General features: G+C 64.6%; 12 protein-coding genes. 7 read left to right on the top strand and 5 right to left on the bottom strand.

What is annotated here, in order from left to right; all coding sequences use genetic code 11:
- The first annotated feature begins 7 nt into the window (after positions 1-7).
- From GA645_RS24670 to GA645_RS24655, 4 genes are all read left to right on the top strand, one after another.
- Entirely contained in the window at positions 8-2047 is a 2040-nt protein-coding gene (locus GA645_RS24670) for an OPT family oligopeptide transporter (RefSeq protein WP_152226342.1), read from the top strand.
- 106 nt (positions 2048-2153) lie between these two features.
- On the top strand, positions 2154-2369 hold the full coding sequence (locus tag GA645_RS24665) for a ribbon-helix-helix protein, CopG family (protein WP_152226340.1): 216 nt from the start codon (positions 2154-2156) through the stop codon (positions 2367-2369).
- Complete coding sequence (locus GA645_RS24660; protein ID WP_152226338.1) at positions 2363-2728, top strand: type II toxin-antitoxin system VapC family toxin; 366 nt, start codon at positions 2363-2365, stop codon at positions 2726-2728. Before GA645_RS24665 ends, GA645_RS24660 begins: the two co-directional genes overlap by 7 nt.
- Positions 2729-2857: 129 nt before the next feature.
- The gene (locus GA645_RS24655; RefSeq protein ID WP_152226336.1) at positions 2858-3334 is read left to right on the top strand and encodes a 2TM domain-containing protein; all 477 of its coding nucleotides are present in this window, start codon (positions 2858-2860) and stop codon (positions 3332-3334) included.
- A gap of 42 nt (positions 3335-3376) precedes the next feature.
- On the opposite strand, the gene betT is transcribed toward GA645_RS24655, so the two are convergent.
- From betT to GA645_RS24635, 4 genes are all read right to left on the bottom strand, one after another.
- The gene (gene betT / locus GA645_RS24650) at positions 3377-5335 is read right to left on the bottom strand and encodes a choline BCCT transporter BetT (protein WP_152228301.1); all 1959 of its coding nucleotides are present in this window, start codon (positions 5333-5335) and stop codon (positions 3377-3379) included.
- Positions 5336-5895: 560 nt separating this feature from the next.
- Positions 5896-6792, bottom strand: a complete 897-nt coding sequence (locus tag GA645_RS24645; protein ID WP_152226334.1) for a sigma 54-interacting transcriptional regulator — start codon at positions 6790-6792, stop codon at positions 5896-5898.
- Positions 6793-6811: 19 nt separating this feature from the next.
- Entirely contained in the window at positions 6812-8002 is a 1191-nt protein-coding gene (locus tag GA645_RS24640) for a PLP-dependent aspartate aminotransferase family protein (protein WP_152226332.1), read from the bottom strand.
- A gap of 119 nt (positions 8003-8121) precedes the next feature.
- Positions 8122-8901: a MetQ/NlpA family ABC transporter substrate-binding protein gene (locus GA645_RS24635; protein ID WP_152226330.1), complete on the bottom strand. Its 780-nt coding sequence runs from the start codon at positions 8899-8901 to the stop codon at positions 8122-8124.
- Between the two features lie 480 nt (positions 8902-9381).
- Here GA645_RS24635 and GA645_RS24630 point away from each other — a divergent pair, with 480 nt between their 5' ends.
- From GA645_RS24630 to GA645_RS24620, 3 genes are read left to right on the top strand one after another with little or no spacing between them, the layout of a single operon-like run.
- A complete protein-coding gene (locus GA645_RS24630; RefSeq protein WP_152226327.1) occupies positions 9382-10821 on the top strand; it encodes a cytochrome ubiquinol oxidase subunit I in 1440 nt (479 codons plus the stop codon).
- Between the two features lie 3 nt (positions 10822-10824).
- Positions 10825-11832: a cytochrome d ubiquinol oxidase subunit II gene (gene cydB, locus GA645_RS24625; RefSeq protein ID WP_152226325.1), complete on the top strand. Its 1008-nt coding sequence runs from the start codon at positions 10825-10827 to the stop codon at positions 11830-11832.
- Between the two features lie 10 nt (positions 11833-11842).
- A complete protein-coding gene (locus GA645_RS24620; protein WP_152228299.1) occupies positions 11843-11992 on the top strand; it encodes a DUF2474 domain-containing protein in 150 nt (49 codons plus the stop codon).
- Positions 11993-12389: 397 nt separating this feature from the next.
- Here GA645_RS24620 and GA645_RS24615 read toward each other — a convergent pair whose 3' ends face one another.
- Positions 12390-13601: an MFS transporter gene (locus tag GA645_RS24615; RefSeq protein ID WP_152226324.1), complete on the bottom strand. Its 1212-nt coding sequence runs from the start codon at positions 13599-13601 to the stop codon at positions 12390-12392.
- Between the last annotated feature and the right edge of the window lie 203 nt (positions 13602-13804).

Here is a 13804-nt window from a genome sequence, read left to right as displayed (position 1 = left end):
TGCCTACATGCAAGAAAGGATTCCCGACGAGTCCAACCTCGCCGAGCTGACGGTTCGCGGCCTGATCCTGGGCGCGCTGATTACCGTGGTGTTCACCGCTTCCAACGTGTACCTCGGCCTCAAGGTCGGCCTGACCTTCGCCTCGTCGATCCCCGCGGCGGTCATTTCCATGGCCGTGCTGCGCTACTTCTCCGGCTCCAACATCCTCGAGAACAACATGGTGCAGACCCAGGCCTCGGCGGCTGGCACCCTGTCCTCGATCATCTTCATCCTTCCCGGCCTCCTGATGATCGGCTACTGGAGCGGCTTCCCGTTCTGGCAGACCGCGGCGATCTGTTCCATCGGCGGCATACTCGGTGTGCTCTATACCATCCCGCTGCGCCGGGTGATGGTGGTGCAGAGTAACCTGCCCTATCCCGAAGGCGTGGCGGCAGCGGAAATCCTCCGTGTCGGCAGCCAGGACGAGGAAGAGGAAAGGGCCGGCAAGCCCGCGAAAGCCGGCGGCCCGGGCCTGCGCGACATCCTCGCCGGTGGCGTGGTCGCCGCCGCCTTCAGCTTGCTCAGCAGCGGCTTCAAGGTGCTCGCCGAAGGCTTCAGCTTCTGGCTCACAGCCGGGCAGGCGGCGTTCCGCCTGTCCACCGGCTTCTCCCTGGCGCTGGTCGGCGCCGGCTACCTGATGGGCATCACCGCTGGTATCGCCATCCTCATCGGCGTGGTCATCGCCTGGGGCGTGGCCGTGCCGCTGCTCTCGGTGAACAGCGTGCTGGCCTCCGGGCAGAGCCTGCCGGAGCTGGCCACCAAACTGTGGAGCAGCCAGGTGCGCTTCCTCGGCGCCGGCACCATCGGCATCGCCGCGCTGTGGACCCTGGCCACTCTGTTCAAGCCCATGGTGCAGGGCGTCTGGGCATCGCTCAGCGCCGTACGCGGCCGTGGCGAGGTGAGCAACCTGCGCACCGAGCAGGACCTCGCAGCGAAGTGGATCGTCGCCATCGCCGGTGTCCTGCTGGTGGCGCTGTTCGTGGTGTTCTCCGTCTTCCTCGGCGAGGCCGCGCCGGACCTGCACGGGTTCGCCTTCTGGGGCCTGGTCGCGGTCTGCGTGATCTTCGCTTTCTTCTTCGGCTTCCTGATCGCCGCTGCCTGCGGCTACATGGCCGGCCTGGTGGGCTCGTCGAGCAGCCCGATCTCCGGCATCGGAATCATCGCGGTGATCCTGGTGTCGCTGCTGATCCTCGGGGTCGGCTCGCTCGAGGACGGCTTCCTGACGATGGAAGGCGGCAAGCTGGCCATCGCCCTGGCGCTGTTCACCACCTCGGTGGTGATCGCTATCGCGGCCATCTCCAACGACAACCTGCAGGACCTGAAAACCGGCTATCTGGTGGGCGCGACCCCGTGGCGCCAGCAGGTCGCGCTGATCGTCGGCTGCCTGGTCGGCGCCCTGGTGATCCCGCCGGTGCTGGAGCTGCTGTACAACGCCTATGGCTTCACCGGCGCCCTGCCGCGCGCGGCCATGGACCCGAACGCCGCGCTGGCCGCGCCGCAGGCGACGCTGATGACGGCGATTGCCAGCGGGATTTTCCACAATGCGCTGAACTGGAACATGATCCTCATCGGCGTGGCGCTGGGCATTGCCCTGATCCTGGTGGACGTGCTGCTGCGCCGCACCGGCAAGGCGAGCCTGCCGGTGCTCGCGGTGGGCCTGGGCATCTACCTGCCGCCGACCATCGGCATGACCCTGGTGGTCGGCGCGGTGCTTGCCTGGCTGCTGGAAACCGCGCTGAAGAAGCGCGCCCAGGCAGCCGGCGTCAGCGAGGAGAAATTCTCCGATGAGCCCAAGCGCCGTGGCGTGCTGCTGGCCTCCGGTCTGATCGTCGGCGAGAGCCTGATGGGCATCCTGTTGGCGGCCATCATCGGCACCACCGGCAAGGACGCGCCGCTGGCGCTGGTCGGCGGTTCCTTCGAGGACACCGCGCAGTGGCTGGGTCTGGTGGTGTTCGTGGCGATCTGCGTGATGTTCTACCGCAAGGTGCTGAGCGGCACGCGCGGCTGATTCGTTGCCTTTTCTCATTGTGGGATTTTGCTGATGTCTGGGCGCATGGCTGACGGGGTATGGAAAGGGTGATATATGATGTCGATATCATTTATCGGAGATTCCCATGCGCACCCTAGTGGATATTCCCGCGGAATACCTGGAACGCCTGAATGACATCAGCGAAAGGCAGCAGCAGTCCCGTGCCTCGATCATCCGCGAAGCCATCGCCGAGTATCTGGTCAACCATGCACGGGCTGACGCCGACGCGGCGTTCGGCCTTTGGAAGGAGCGCCAGGTGGACGGCCTCGCCTATCAGGAAAAGGTCCGCGAGGAATGGTAAGGGTCCTGTTCGACACCAATATCCTCATCGATTACCTCAACGGTCACGGGCAGGCGCGGGATGAACTGGCGCTCTACAGCGATCGCGCAATCAGCATCATCACCTGGATGGAAGTGATGATTGGCGTAACGCCAGACACTGAAGCAGCGACCCGCGCCTTCCTCTCCAGCTTCACCTTGCTGGCGCTGGATGAGCGGATTGCCGAGCGTGCCGTCGAGGTGCGTCAGCGCCTGCGAGTCAAGCTGCCGGACGCGATCATCAAGGCCACGGCGGAAGTCGAGGGGCGTCTGCTGGTGACGCGCAATATCAAGGACTTCGCCGAGAGCGAGCCGGGCGTGCGCTTGCCGTATCGGCTTTGAAAAGGGACGTGTTTTTGCCAACTCTGTAACCCCGGTCGGCTTGTCGTCATCGGGGTGTCGGGTGGCTGTCGTGGCGCTGTCGAGGCTGGGGCATGATGCTGAATGGCACCGATCATTCAGGAGATTGTCATGCTGCACGATAAGGTTAAGTCTTTGCGCCTAGCGCGGGCCTGGTCACAGGAGCACCTGGCTGAGCTGGCTTCATTGAGTGTCCGAACCGTACAACGTATCGAGAATGACGAACAGGCGAGTCTGGAAACTCTGAGCGCCCTCGCTGCCGTTTTTGATGTCACGGTTGCGGAGCTTTCCATGGCGCCAGCGGAGTTGGACGCGCGGCCCGCGCCGGCTCTGGATACGCGCATCGAGGACGCTAAGGCTCGTGTTGCAAGGGAGTCGGCGTTCTTCCGGCGGCTGATCACCTGGGGCCTGACCAGCGCAGTGTTGGTCGTGATCAACCTGCTCACATCACCGGGGTACTACTGGTTCATTTGGCCAGTTGCAATCTGGGGTGGTTTGCTGGTGGCGAGAGCGCTTCGGCTGTTCATCCTGCGTGATTGGTTGATTCAGTGCGAACAGCGACGCCTGCAGAAACTTTTGCGTCGGTAACCGTTGCCGAGGAGGAAGCCCTCCTCGGCAGTCACTTTGACGTCAGCGCACCAGATGCAGGAACTGCAGGTGCCGCTCGTACTGGTCGAGCATGTCGTTGATGATCTGCTCCTTGCTATAGCCCATCAGGTCGTAATCCTGGCTGCCCTCGGACAGGTGCACCTCGGCGCGGAAGTAACGGCGGTTTTTCAGGTGCAGGCCGCCCATGCCGGCGCGGGCGAAGGATGGGGTGAAGTAGCCGCGCATCGACACCTGGTAGAGGAACGGATGCTGCTCGCCGTGGCCGATCTCCACGCCCAGTTCCAGGTTACCCAGGTCGAGGTCGGAATCCACCTGCAGGCCCTTCTCGCGGAATACCTCCGAGACCTCGGCAATCGCCGGGCTGACCACGTCGTTCATGAAGCGGTACACCTCGTCTCGGGTGGGGAAGTGCACCGCCTGGGAGATGCGTCGCTTCCAGCCGCCGGTCTTGGTCGAGGACGGTGGCGCCAGGGAGTGGGTGCGCGCGCGCTGGCGCTGGGATTCGAGGTAGAAGGCCTTGTGCAGCCCCCACATCATCAGCAGCAGGATCAGCGAGAAGGGCAGCGAGGTGAGCACCACCGCTGACTTCAGCGCATCGATGTTGCCGGCGAACAGCAGACCGCCGGTGACCAGCGCGGTGGCTACGCCCCAGAACACCCGCAGCCACTTCGGGCCGTCGTCATCGGCGCTGCCGCCGTGGGCGGAGAGGGTGGAGAGCACCACGGTGCCGGAATCGGCCGAGGTGACGAAGAACACGAAGCTGACCAGCACGCTGATGGCGATCACCGCGCGGCTCCCGGGGTAGTTCTGCAGCAGCTGGTAGAGCGCCATCGAAGGTTCCTCGACGGCCACCCGGCCCAGCTCGCTGAAGCCGTGGTTCATCACCTGGTCCAGCGCGCTGTTGCCGAAGATCGACATCCACGCCAGGGTGAAGCCCAGGGGGATGAACAGCACGCCGAAGACGAATTCGCGGATCGTCCGCCCGCGCGAGATGCGCGCGATGAACAGGCCGACGAAGGGCGCCCAGGCGATCCACCAGGCCCAGTAGAACACCGTCCAGCCACCCAGCCAGTCGCTGCCTTCATGGCCGTAGGCGTAGAGGTCGAAGCTCTTGGTCGGCAGGCTGCCGAGGTAGTCGCCGATGTTCTGCACCAGGGTGTTGAGCAGGTGCTGGGTAGGGCCGGCGAACAGCACGAAGAGCAGCAGCGCGCAGGCCAGCAGCATGTTGATGTCCGACAGCAGGCGGATGCCCTTGTCGACCCCGGACACGGCCACCAGGATGGCGGCGCCCATCATCAGCACGATGAGTGTCATCTGCACCGGGTGGCTGTGGGCGACGCCGAACAGGACGTCCAGACCGGCGTTGAGCTGCAGTACGCCGAAGCCCATGTCCGCGCCCAGGCCGAACACCGTGGCGATGATGCCGAAGCAGTCCACCGCGTAACCGATGGGGCCGTTGATGCGCTTGCCGATCAGCGGGTAGAGCGCCGAGCGCAGCGCCAGCGGCAGGTTGTGCCGGTAGGCGAAGTAGGCCAGCGCCATCGCCACCAGGGCGAACACGCCCCAGCCATGCAGGCCCCAGTGCAGGAACAGCAGCTGCATGGCCTGACGCGCCGCTTCCGGGGTACTGGCTTCGCCTTGCGGCGGCTGGAGGAAGTGCGTCAGTGGTTCGGAGACGCAGAAGAAGAACAGGGTGATGCTGATGCCAGCGGCGAAGAGCATGCCGGCCCAGGACAGGTAGCTGAATTCCGGCTCGTCGTGGTCGGCACCGAGCTTGATCTTTCCGTAGCCGGAAAGCGCGGTGACCACCACGAAGATCAGGTACAGCGTCATCGCCAGCAGGTAGTACCAGCCGACGGTCCCGGCGGCCCAGGTCTGGGCGGCGAGCAGCCAGTCACCTGCGCGTTGCGGCAGGCCGATGACGAAGAGGACGAAGATCAGGATCAGCGCCGCCGCACCGTAGAAGACCGGTGGGTTCATGCGCATGGAGGGACTAGGTGCTGCGGACGGGGTAGGGGATTGTGCTGCAGTCAAAACGGGCGGGGTCCCTCGTGTTTTTTCCTTGAACAAGCATTCAATGAAAACACGAGATGGCCATCAAAGGCCAATTGGCGGGACCGATGGTCCCGCCGCCGGCCCTGTACGAGGGCCGAGCGGAGCGGGTACTGCTTTACTTGCGGCGGGCTTTCTTCGCTTGGCGAATCTCACGGCGTTCCGGGTCGACCTGCGCAGGTACGTTCAGGAAGGCGGTGGCGGCGAAAAAGCTGGCAAGAGCGGCAAAGCTGGTCACGATAGTCTCCAAAGGCTCGGGGAAATTGGGTCCCGACTGCCTGATAGCCATTTTCCCTGATTTTTATGACAGATATAAGTGAATGGTCTTGATGGCTGGTATTGAGTTGGTCGATGGAACTGCCTTGTATGGCTAGTGCAGGATAAAATCCTGAAATTGATAGCTTGCTCAGGATTCTCTGCTGTCGTCTCGGAAGCCGGCGAATCGTTTCACTGCGACCATTCGTCGCTTCAAGTGAAACGGTTCAGCTCTAGGTCGCGTTCAGCAGGGCTTGTAGCTGCTCACGGACACCCGGTCGCTGCAGCAAGGCGCGCAGATCCGGCACGCTGCTGTCCGGAAAATTCAGGTGCTCAGGTCCGATTTCCGTCCCCGGGCTGACCAGCAGGGCGAAGTGGATGACGTTCTCCAGCTCGCGGATATTGCCCGGCCACGGGTAGCTTTCCAGTACCCGCTGGGTGTCGCTGGCGATCTGTGGCACCGGCAGTTCCAGGCGCTGCGCATGTACGCCGAGGAAGTATTCGGCCAGTGGCTGGATATCGCCAATGCGCTCGCGCAGCGGTGGCAGGGTCAGGTTGCCGTCGTGCAGGTACTGCTGCAGCCCTTCGAGGAATTTCCCCGCGCGCACGGCCTGCACCAGGTCGACGCTGGTGGCGGCCACCAGGCGCACATCCACCGGCACCGGCTCGCGGGCGCCGACGCGCGATACCTCGCGCTCCTGCAGCACGCGCAGCAGCTTCTGTTGCAGTGACAACGGCAGGTCGGCGATCTCGTCCAGGTACAGGGTGCCGCCATTGGCCGAGCCGAACCAGCCGGCGCGGCTGCTCACCGGGCCGTTGTGCGCGCCAGGGGCGTAACCGAACAGCTCGGCCTCGGCATAGTTGCGGCTCAGGGCGCTGCAGCTCACCGCGACGAACAGGCCGGGGCGCTCGCTGGCGCGGTGGATGTGGCGAGCCAGCAGCTCCTTGCCGGTGCCGGTCTCGCCGTGGATCAGCACTGGCTGCGGCAGCGGCGCCAGGCGTTCCACTTCGTTGCGCACCTGATGCGAGCGCGGGTCGAAGAACACCAGCGCCTTGGCGCGGATGCTCAGCGGGCTCTTGTCGGCGTCGGGAAAGGTCAGCAGCGGCAGTGGCGCGTGGGGTGCGTTCATGGGGTTTCTCCTTCTGCTCTTACAGCGCATCCAGCGCCTGCAGGAAATCACGGACGATGTCTTCGCTGTCCTCGATGCCCACCGACACGCGGATGGTGCCGTCGTGGATATCCAGCGCGGTCAGGGTCTCGGCGGACAGCGCGCGGTGCGAGGTCTTGCCGGGGTGAGTGATGCTGCTGGCGACACCGGCCAGCGACGGGGCAAAGGCGGCCAGCTGCAGCGCGCCGATCAGCGTGTCGACCTGCTCCAGGCCGCCCTTCAGGGTGAAGCTCAACATGCCCGAGTGGCCCTTGCGGAACAGCCGCTGCGCCAACGCGTGGTCCGGGTGCGAGGGCAGGCCGGGGTAATACACGCGGGCCACCTGCGGGTGCGCTTCGAGGGCTTCGGCCAATGCCAAGGCATTCTGCGAATGGGCTTTCATGCGCAGGGCCAGGGTCTTGGCGCCACGGAAGTTCAGCCAACTCTCGAAGGGGCTGGCGCTGCCGCCGGCGTTGATCTGGAAACGCCGGGCGCTCGCGATCCACTTGGCATCGCCCACTAGCGCACCCCCCATGGCGTCACTGTGGCCATTGAGGTACTTGGTGGTGCTGTGGATCACCAGGTCCGCGCCATCGCGCAGCGGCTGGTAGAGCACCGGCGAGAGGAAGGTGTTGTCCACCAGCAGCTTGAGGCCGTGGCGGTGGGCGAGGTCGGCCAGCGCGGGCACGTTGCTCACGCGCACCAGCGGGTTGGAGGCGGTCTCGGTGTAGATCAGCTTGGTGGTCGGGGTGATCGCCGCCTCCACCGCCGCCAGATCGTTGAGGTCAAGCAGGGTGGAGATGATGCCGAAGCGCGTCAGTTCCCTGTCGATCAGGCTCTGGGTGGTGCCGTACAGCTCGCGGCTGGCGATCAGGTGGTCGCCGGCGTTCAGCACGCCCAGCAGCGCTGCGGAAATCGCCGCCATGCCCGAAGCCGAGAACAGCGCGTCCTCGCCGCCTTCCAGCTCACGCAGCAATTCCTCCACAGCGGTGTGGTTGGGGTTGCCGATGCGCGTGTACATGTAGTTGTCGGGGTTGCCGGCGAGGAAGTCGTCGACCTGCTCCAGGGAGTCGTAGACGAACACCGAGCTCTGGTAGATCGGCAAGCTCTTGGCGCGGGTGACCATGCGCCGGTCGATGTCATGGCCGGCGTGTACGGCGCGGGTGGAAGGGCCTTTGGCGTTGTCGCTCATGGCGGGTACCTCGGAAAGAAAAACGCCGGTGGAACCTGCCCACCGGCGTCGAAGCGGGTGCGCTTAGAGCGCGCCCAGCGTGGGAGTCGTTGCGCCCGGCGCGCAGCCGGGCGGCTGGATCAGAAGGCGGGCACCACGGCGCCGTTGTACTTCTTCTCGATGAAGGCTTTGACTTCCGGGCTGGTCAGGGCGGCGGAGAGTTTCTTCAGGGCATCGCTGTCCTTGTTGTCCGGACGCGCCACCAGGTAGTTCACGTAGGGCGAGTTGCGGTCTTCCAGGATCAGCGCGTCCTTCACCGGATTGAGCTTGGCTTCCAGCGCGTAGTTGGTGTTGATCAGGTCCAGGTCGACCTGGTCCAGCACGCGCGGCAGCAGGGCCGATTCCAGCTCCTTGAACTTCAGGTGCTTGGGGTTCTCGGCGATGTCTTTCGGGGTGGCCAGGGCGTTGCTCGGGTCTTTGAGCTTGATCACGCCGGCCTTCTGCAGCAGGAGCAGGGCGCGGCCGCTGTTGCTGCCTTCGTTGGGGATGGCGACGGTGGCGCCGTCCGGCAGCTGGTCGATGGACTTGTACTTCTTCGAGTAGCCGCCGAAGGGTTCGACGTGCACGCCGGTCACGGTGACGAGGTCAGTGCCCTTGCCCTTGTTGAAGTTGTCCAGGTACGGCTTGGTCTGGAAGTAGTTGGCGTCCAGGCGCTTCTCGGCCACCTGCACATTGGGCTGCACGTAGTCGGTGAAGACCTTGATCTCCAGGTCCACGCCTTCCTTGGCCAGGGTCGGCTTGATCAGCTCGAGGATCTCTGCGTGGGGGATCGGGGTGGCGGCGACGATCAGCTTTTCGTTGGCGAAAGCCTGGGTGCTGAAGGCAGCGGCGAGGGCGGTCAGAAGCAGCAGTTTTTTCATTGCGATGTCCTTGTAGGGCAGATGACCGCTGGCATCCGGGCCGGCCATGAGGGGCCTTCGAACGGGCGGTGGAGTCTTTTTCCGCAGTTCGATTGGCCGCGGTTGGTGCAGAAGGTAACGGGCTTTTTTATTCCAATAAAATATTAATTTTTCATTTTGATATTCGATTTTGTTCACTTTGCCGCTTGGGGACGGCCTGAGACAAGCTGTCGCGCGACACCCCGCCGCGCGGCAACCCACCACGGCGGTGTGTCCCGGCTGGCGGCGTAAGATCGAGATGCTTCATTGAGCGGCATCAATGCAGATCACGGTCCATTCTGAATGAGCGGCCAAATGAAGCCGAACCGACGCAAGATCGGTGGCTCGAAACCGAGTCATTAGAAAAGACAGACTCACGCAAGAACGCCCTGCGCATGCGCATGCGCAAGGCACGGTGCCCGGTCACTGGGGTGGCGGGCGTCAGCCTGAAGAGGAATCGTCATGTTCGGATTAGAGGCGCTCGACCTGGCCCGGATCCAGTTCGCCTTTACCGTCTCCTTCCATATCATCTTCCCCGCCATCACCATCGGTCTCGCCAGCTACCTGGCGGTGCTCGAAGGCTTGTGGCTGAAGACGTCGGATGAGGTCTACCGCGACCTCTATCACTTCTGGTCGAAGATCTTCGCCGTCAACTTCGGCATGGGCGTGGTCTCGGGCCTGGTCATGGCCTACCAGTTCGGCACCAACTGGAGCGCCTTCTCGGCCTTCGCCGGGAGCGTTACCGGCCCGCTGCTGACCTATGAGGTGCTTACCGCCTTCTTCCTCGAAGCCGGTTTCCTCGGCGTCATGCTCTTCGGCTGGCACCGCGTCGGCCCCGGCCTGCACTTCTTCGCCACGGTGATGGTGGCCATCGGCACGCTGATCTCCACCTTCTGGATTCTCGCCTCCAACAGCTGGATGCAGACTCCTCAGGGCCACGAGATCGTCAACGGCATCGTGGTGCCGGTGGACTGGCTGGCAATCATCTTCAACCCGTCCTTCCCCTATCGCCTGCTGCACATGGCGATCGCCTCGTTCGTCGCCACCGCCTTCTTCGTCGGCGCCTCGGCCGCCTGGCACCTGCTGCGCGGCCGCGACAACCCGGCGATCCGCAAGATGCTCTCGATGGCCATGTGGATGGCGCTGATCGTCGCGCCGATCCAGGCCATGGTCGGCGACGCCCACGGCCTCAATACGCTCAAGCACCAGCCGGCGAAGATCGCCGCCATCGAAGGCCACTGGGACAACAGCGAAGGCGGGCCGACCCCGCTGGTGCTGGTCGGCTGGCCGGACATGGAGCGCGAGGAAACCCGCTTCAAGATCGAAATCCCGGTACTCGGCAGCCTGATCCTCAATCACAGCCTGACCGAGCCGATCCCGGCGCTGAAGGACTTCCCGAAAGCCGACCGCCCCAACTCCACCATCATCTTCTGGTCGTTCCGCGTCATGGCGGGGCTGGGCATGCTGATGATCCTGGTCGGCCTGTGGAGCGTCTGGCTGCGCCTGCGCAAGGGGCTCTACCGGAACCGCGCGTTCCTCCGCCTGGTGCTGTGGATGGGACCGTCGGGCCTGATCGCGATCCTCGCCGGCTGGTTCACCACCGAGATCGGCCGCCAGCCCTGGGTGGTCTACGGGGTGATGCGCACCAGCGAGGCGGTATCCAACCACAGCGTCGCGCAGATGAGCCTGACCCTGGTGATGTTCGTGCTGGTGTACTTCTCGCTGTTCGGCGTGGGTATCGGCTACATGATGCGCCTGGTGCGCAAAGGGCCGGTCACCTTCGAAGGCCGTGAAGAGAGCCATGGCGGCCCCGGTCAGCCGCGTACCGCGTCGCGGCCGCTGTCGGCCACCGCAGAGGGCTTCGACGATGATGACAGTGACAGCCAGGCAGGGAGGAACTGAGCCATGGGAATCGATCTTCCGCTGATCTGGGCAATCATCATCATCTTCGGCGTGATGATGTACGTGGTGATGGACGGCTTCGACCTGGGGATAGGCATGCTCTATCCGTTCTTCAAGGACGAGGGCGACCGGGACGTGATGATGAACACCGTGGCGCCGGTCTGGGACGGTAACGAGACCTGGCTGGTGCTGGGCGGCGCGGCGCTGTTCGGCGCCTTCCCGGTGGCCTACTCGGCCGTGCTGTCGGCGCTCTACCTGCCGCTGATCCTGATGCTGGTGGGGCTGATCTTCCGTGGCGTGGCCTTCGAGTTCCGCTTCAAGGCCAAGCCGGCCAAGCGGCACTTGTGGGACAAGTCGTTCATTGTCGGCTCCCTGGTGGCGACCTTCTTCCAGGGCGTGGCGCTGGGCGCCTTCATCGAAGGCATACCGGTGGCCAACCGGCAGTTCGCCGGCGGCTCACTGGACTGGCTGGCGCCGTTCCCGCTGTTCTGCGGCCTGGGCCTGGTGGTCGCCTACAGCCTGCTGGGCTGCACCTGGCTGATCATGAAGACCGAAGGCCGCCTGCAGGAACGCATGCACGACCTGGCCAGGCCGCTGGCGCTGATGCTGCTGGCGGTGATCGGCATCGTCAGCCTGTGGACCCCGCTGGCCCACGAGGCCATCGCCCAGCGCTGGTTCAGCCTGCCCAACCTGTTCTGGTTCCTGCCAGTACCGCTGCTGGTGCTGCTGACCCTCTACAGCCTGTTGCGCTCGGTGGCCAGTAATGACCACGTGAAGCCCTTCGTGCTCACCCTGGTGCTGATCTTCCTGGGCTATAGCGGACTGGGTATCAGCCTGTGGCCGAACATTGTGCCGCCGTCGCTGTCTATCTGGGACGCGGCCGCGCCGCCGCAGAGCCAGGGCTTCATGCTGGTGGGGGCGTTGTTCATCATCCCCTTCATCCTCGGCTACACCGCGTGGAGCTACTACGTGTTCCGCGGCAAGGTGAAGCACGGCGATGGCTACCACTGAGGGCTGCGCGATGACCCATGACGAGCAAGGCAAGGCGCCGCTGCACAAGCGGCTCGGCTGGCTGGTGCTGATCTGGGCGCTGAGCGTCGCCGGCCTAGGCGTGGCGGCCTGGCTGATGCGCCTGTTCATGAGCGCGGCGGGGCTGGGCACGCCGCACTGACAGATCCCATCCGGGCGTCTCCCCCGACGCCCGTTCCCATATCCCTCGCACGGTTTCGTGCGGGGGATTTTTTTGGCTCTTCGTAGGAGCGAGCTTGCTCGCGAGCCGTACTCTGCCCAGGCTCCGGATTGCGCTCGAACTCCGCTCGTACGGGGATGTGGCTTTGCAGGAATAACTGCCTTTTGGGCTCCCGCGTTCGCGGGAGTGACGTTGTCGTGTAGTGCCTCGTACGTGTCATCCCCGCGAACACGGGACGCGGCTCCATCGCGAACAGCGCTTGCGCTGGCCGGAAGGGGTATCACCCAGAAAACAGTTGCAGGAGCGGACGCCGTCCGCGATCAGCCTCGGTTCGCGAGCAAGCTCGCTCCTACAAGAGCAAGTTCGCGGGATGTGGTGATCAGTGCAGCTTGTCCCGCTTGGCCAGGCTCGGGAACAGCTTCATCCAGGCACCCGTGACGACCAGCGTACCGACCCCACCCAACACCACCGCCGGCACGGTGCCGAACCAGTGGGCGGTGACGCCAGACTCGAACTCGCCCAGCTGGTTCGAGGCGCCGATGAACAGGCCGTTCACCGCGCTGACCCGGCCGCGCATCTCGTCCGGGGTTTCCAACTGCACGAAGGCGCCACGGATCACCATGCTGATCATGTCCGCTGCACCCAGCACCACCAGCACCGCGAGGGAGAACCAGAACGAGGTCGACAGGCCGAAGGCGATCGTGGTGACCCCGAAGATGCCCACCGAGAGGAACATGATCCGCCCGACGTTGCGTTCGATGGGGTAGTGCGCCAGCCAGAACGACATCAACAGTGCGCCTACCGCCGGTGCCGAGCGCAGCAGGCCCAGGCCCCAGGGGCCGGTGAGCAGGATGTCCTTGGCGAACACCGGCAGCAGTGCGGTGGCGCCGCCCAGCAGCACGGCGAACAGGTCCAGGGAGATGGCGCCGAAGATGTCCGGACGGCTGCGGATGAAGCGGACGCCGGCCAGCAGCGACTCCAGCGTGGCCTTGCCCTGGGCGGCCGGCGCCTGGCGCGCGGGCAGGGTCATGACCAGGGTGCAGGCGATGAAGTACAGCACCGCCGTCGGGGTGTAGACCCAGAACGCGCCAAAGGCATAGAGGAGACCGCCAAGGGCCGGGGCGGCGATGGTCGCCGCCTGCATGGCCGAGGCGGAGGCAGCCACGGCGCGCGGGAACAGTGCACTGGGCACGATGTTCGGCAGCAGTGCCTGGGTGGTCGGCATCTCGAAGGCACGCGCGGTGCCGAGCAGGAAGGCCATCACGAAGATCATCTCGCGGGTCACGCTGTCGGTGCTGGCGCCGACCACCAGCGCGACGGCCACCAGGCCCTGGCCGATCTGGCAGATCGAGGCGATGCGTCGGCGGTCGTAACGGTCGGCGACGTGCCCGGTGTGCAGCATGAAGATCACCCGCGGGAGGAATTCCACCAGCCCCACCAGGCCCAGGTCGAGCACGTTGTGGGTCAGCTGGTAGATGTGCCAGCCGATGGCCACGGTGATCATCTGGAAGGCGCTGGCGGTGCAGACGCGGGCGAGCCAGAAGGCGAGGAAAGGGCGGTGACGCAGCAGGGACGTGGCTTCGGCGGGCATGGCGGCGGCTTTGAGTGAAAAAACGTTAGGGGGCTAAGCAAGGGCTGCGAAGCGTAGCACGGCGTAATACTTCTCCGCTTGTCGCCGGCGAAATCCGCAATTAGCGAATAGTCTCGACCTGTCGACTAATATTTTCACCGGCGCGACAAGCCGCCCAATTGACTTTGCTTCGCCCCCTTCAGGTGCGTTAAAGTTGACAGAAG

The organism is Pseudomonas sp. SCB32, assembly GCF_009189165.1.
Lineage (GTDB): Bacteria > Pseudomonadota > Gammaproteobacteria > Pseudomonadales > Pseudomonadaceae > Pseudomonas.
The sequence above is the reverse complement of the archived record's forward strand: the minus strand, read 5'-3'. Positions and strand labels throughout refer to the sequence as shown.

What these genes read in the sequence shown, in the direction of transcription:
- GA645_RS24670 (WP_152226342.1), top strand. Translation starts at nt 8, where the DNA reads ATGCAAGAAAGGATTCCCGACGAGTCCAACCTCGCCGAGCTGACGGTT.
- GA645_RS24665 (WP_152226340.1), top strand. Translation starts at nt 2,154, where the DNA reads ATGCGCACCCTAGTGGATATTCCCGCGGAATACCTGGAACGCCTGAAT.
- GA645_RS24660 (WP_152226338.1), top strand. Translation starts at nt 2,363, where the DNA reads ATGGTAAGGGTCCTGTTCGACACCAATATCCTCATCGATTACCTCAAC.
- GA645_RS24655 (WP_152226336.1), top strand. Translation starts at nt 2,858, where the DNA reads ATGCTGCACGATAAGGTTAAGTCTTTGCGCCTAGCGCGGGCCTGGTCA.
- betT (WP_152228301.1), bottom strand. Translation starts at nt 5,335, where the DNA reads ATGAACCCACCGGTCTTCTACGGTGCGGCGGCGCTGATCCTGATCTTC.
- GA645_RS24645 (WP_152226334.1), bottom strand. Translation starts at nt 6,792, where the DNA reads ATGAACGCACCCCACGCGCCACTGCCGCTGCTGACCTTTCCCGACGCC.
- GA645_RS24640 (WP_152226332.1), bottom strand. Translation starts at nt 8,002, where the DNA reads ATGAGCGACAACGCCAAAGGCCCTTCCACCCGCGCCGTACACGCCGGC.
- GA645_RS24635 (WP_152226330.1), bottom strand. Translation starts at nt 8,901, where the DNA reads ATGAAAAAACTGCTGCTTCTGACCGCCCTCGCCGCTGCCTTCAGCACC.
- GA645_RS24630 (WP_152226327.1), top strand. Translation starts at nt 9,382, where the DNA reads ATGTTCGGATTAGAGGCGCTCGACCTGGCCCGGATCCAGTTCGCCTTT.
- cydB (WP_152226325.1), top strand. Translation starts at nt 10,825, where the DNA reads ATGGGAATCGATCTTCCGCTGATCTGGGCAATCATCATCATCTTCGGC.
- GA645_RS24620 (WP_152228299.1), top strand. Translation starts at nt 11,843, where the DNA reads ATGACCCATGACGAGCAAGGCAAGGCGCCGCTGCACAAGCGGCTCGGC.
- GA645_RS24615 (WP_152226324.1), bottom strand. Translation starts at nt 13,601, where the DNA reads ATGCCCGCCGAAGCCACGTCCCTGCTGCGTCACCGCCCTTTCCTCGCC.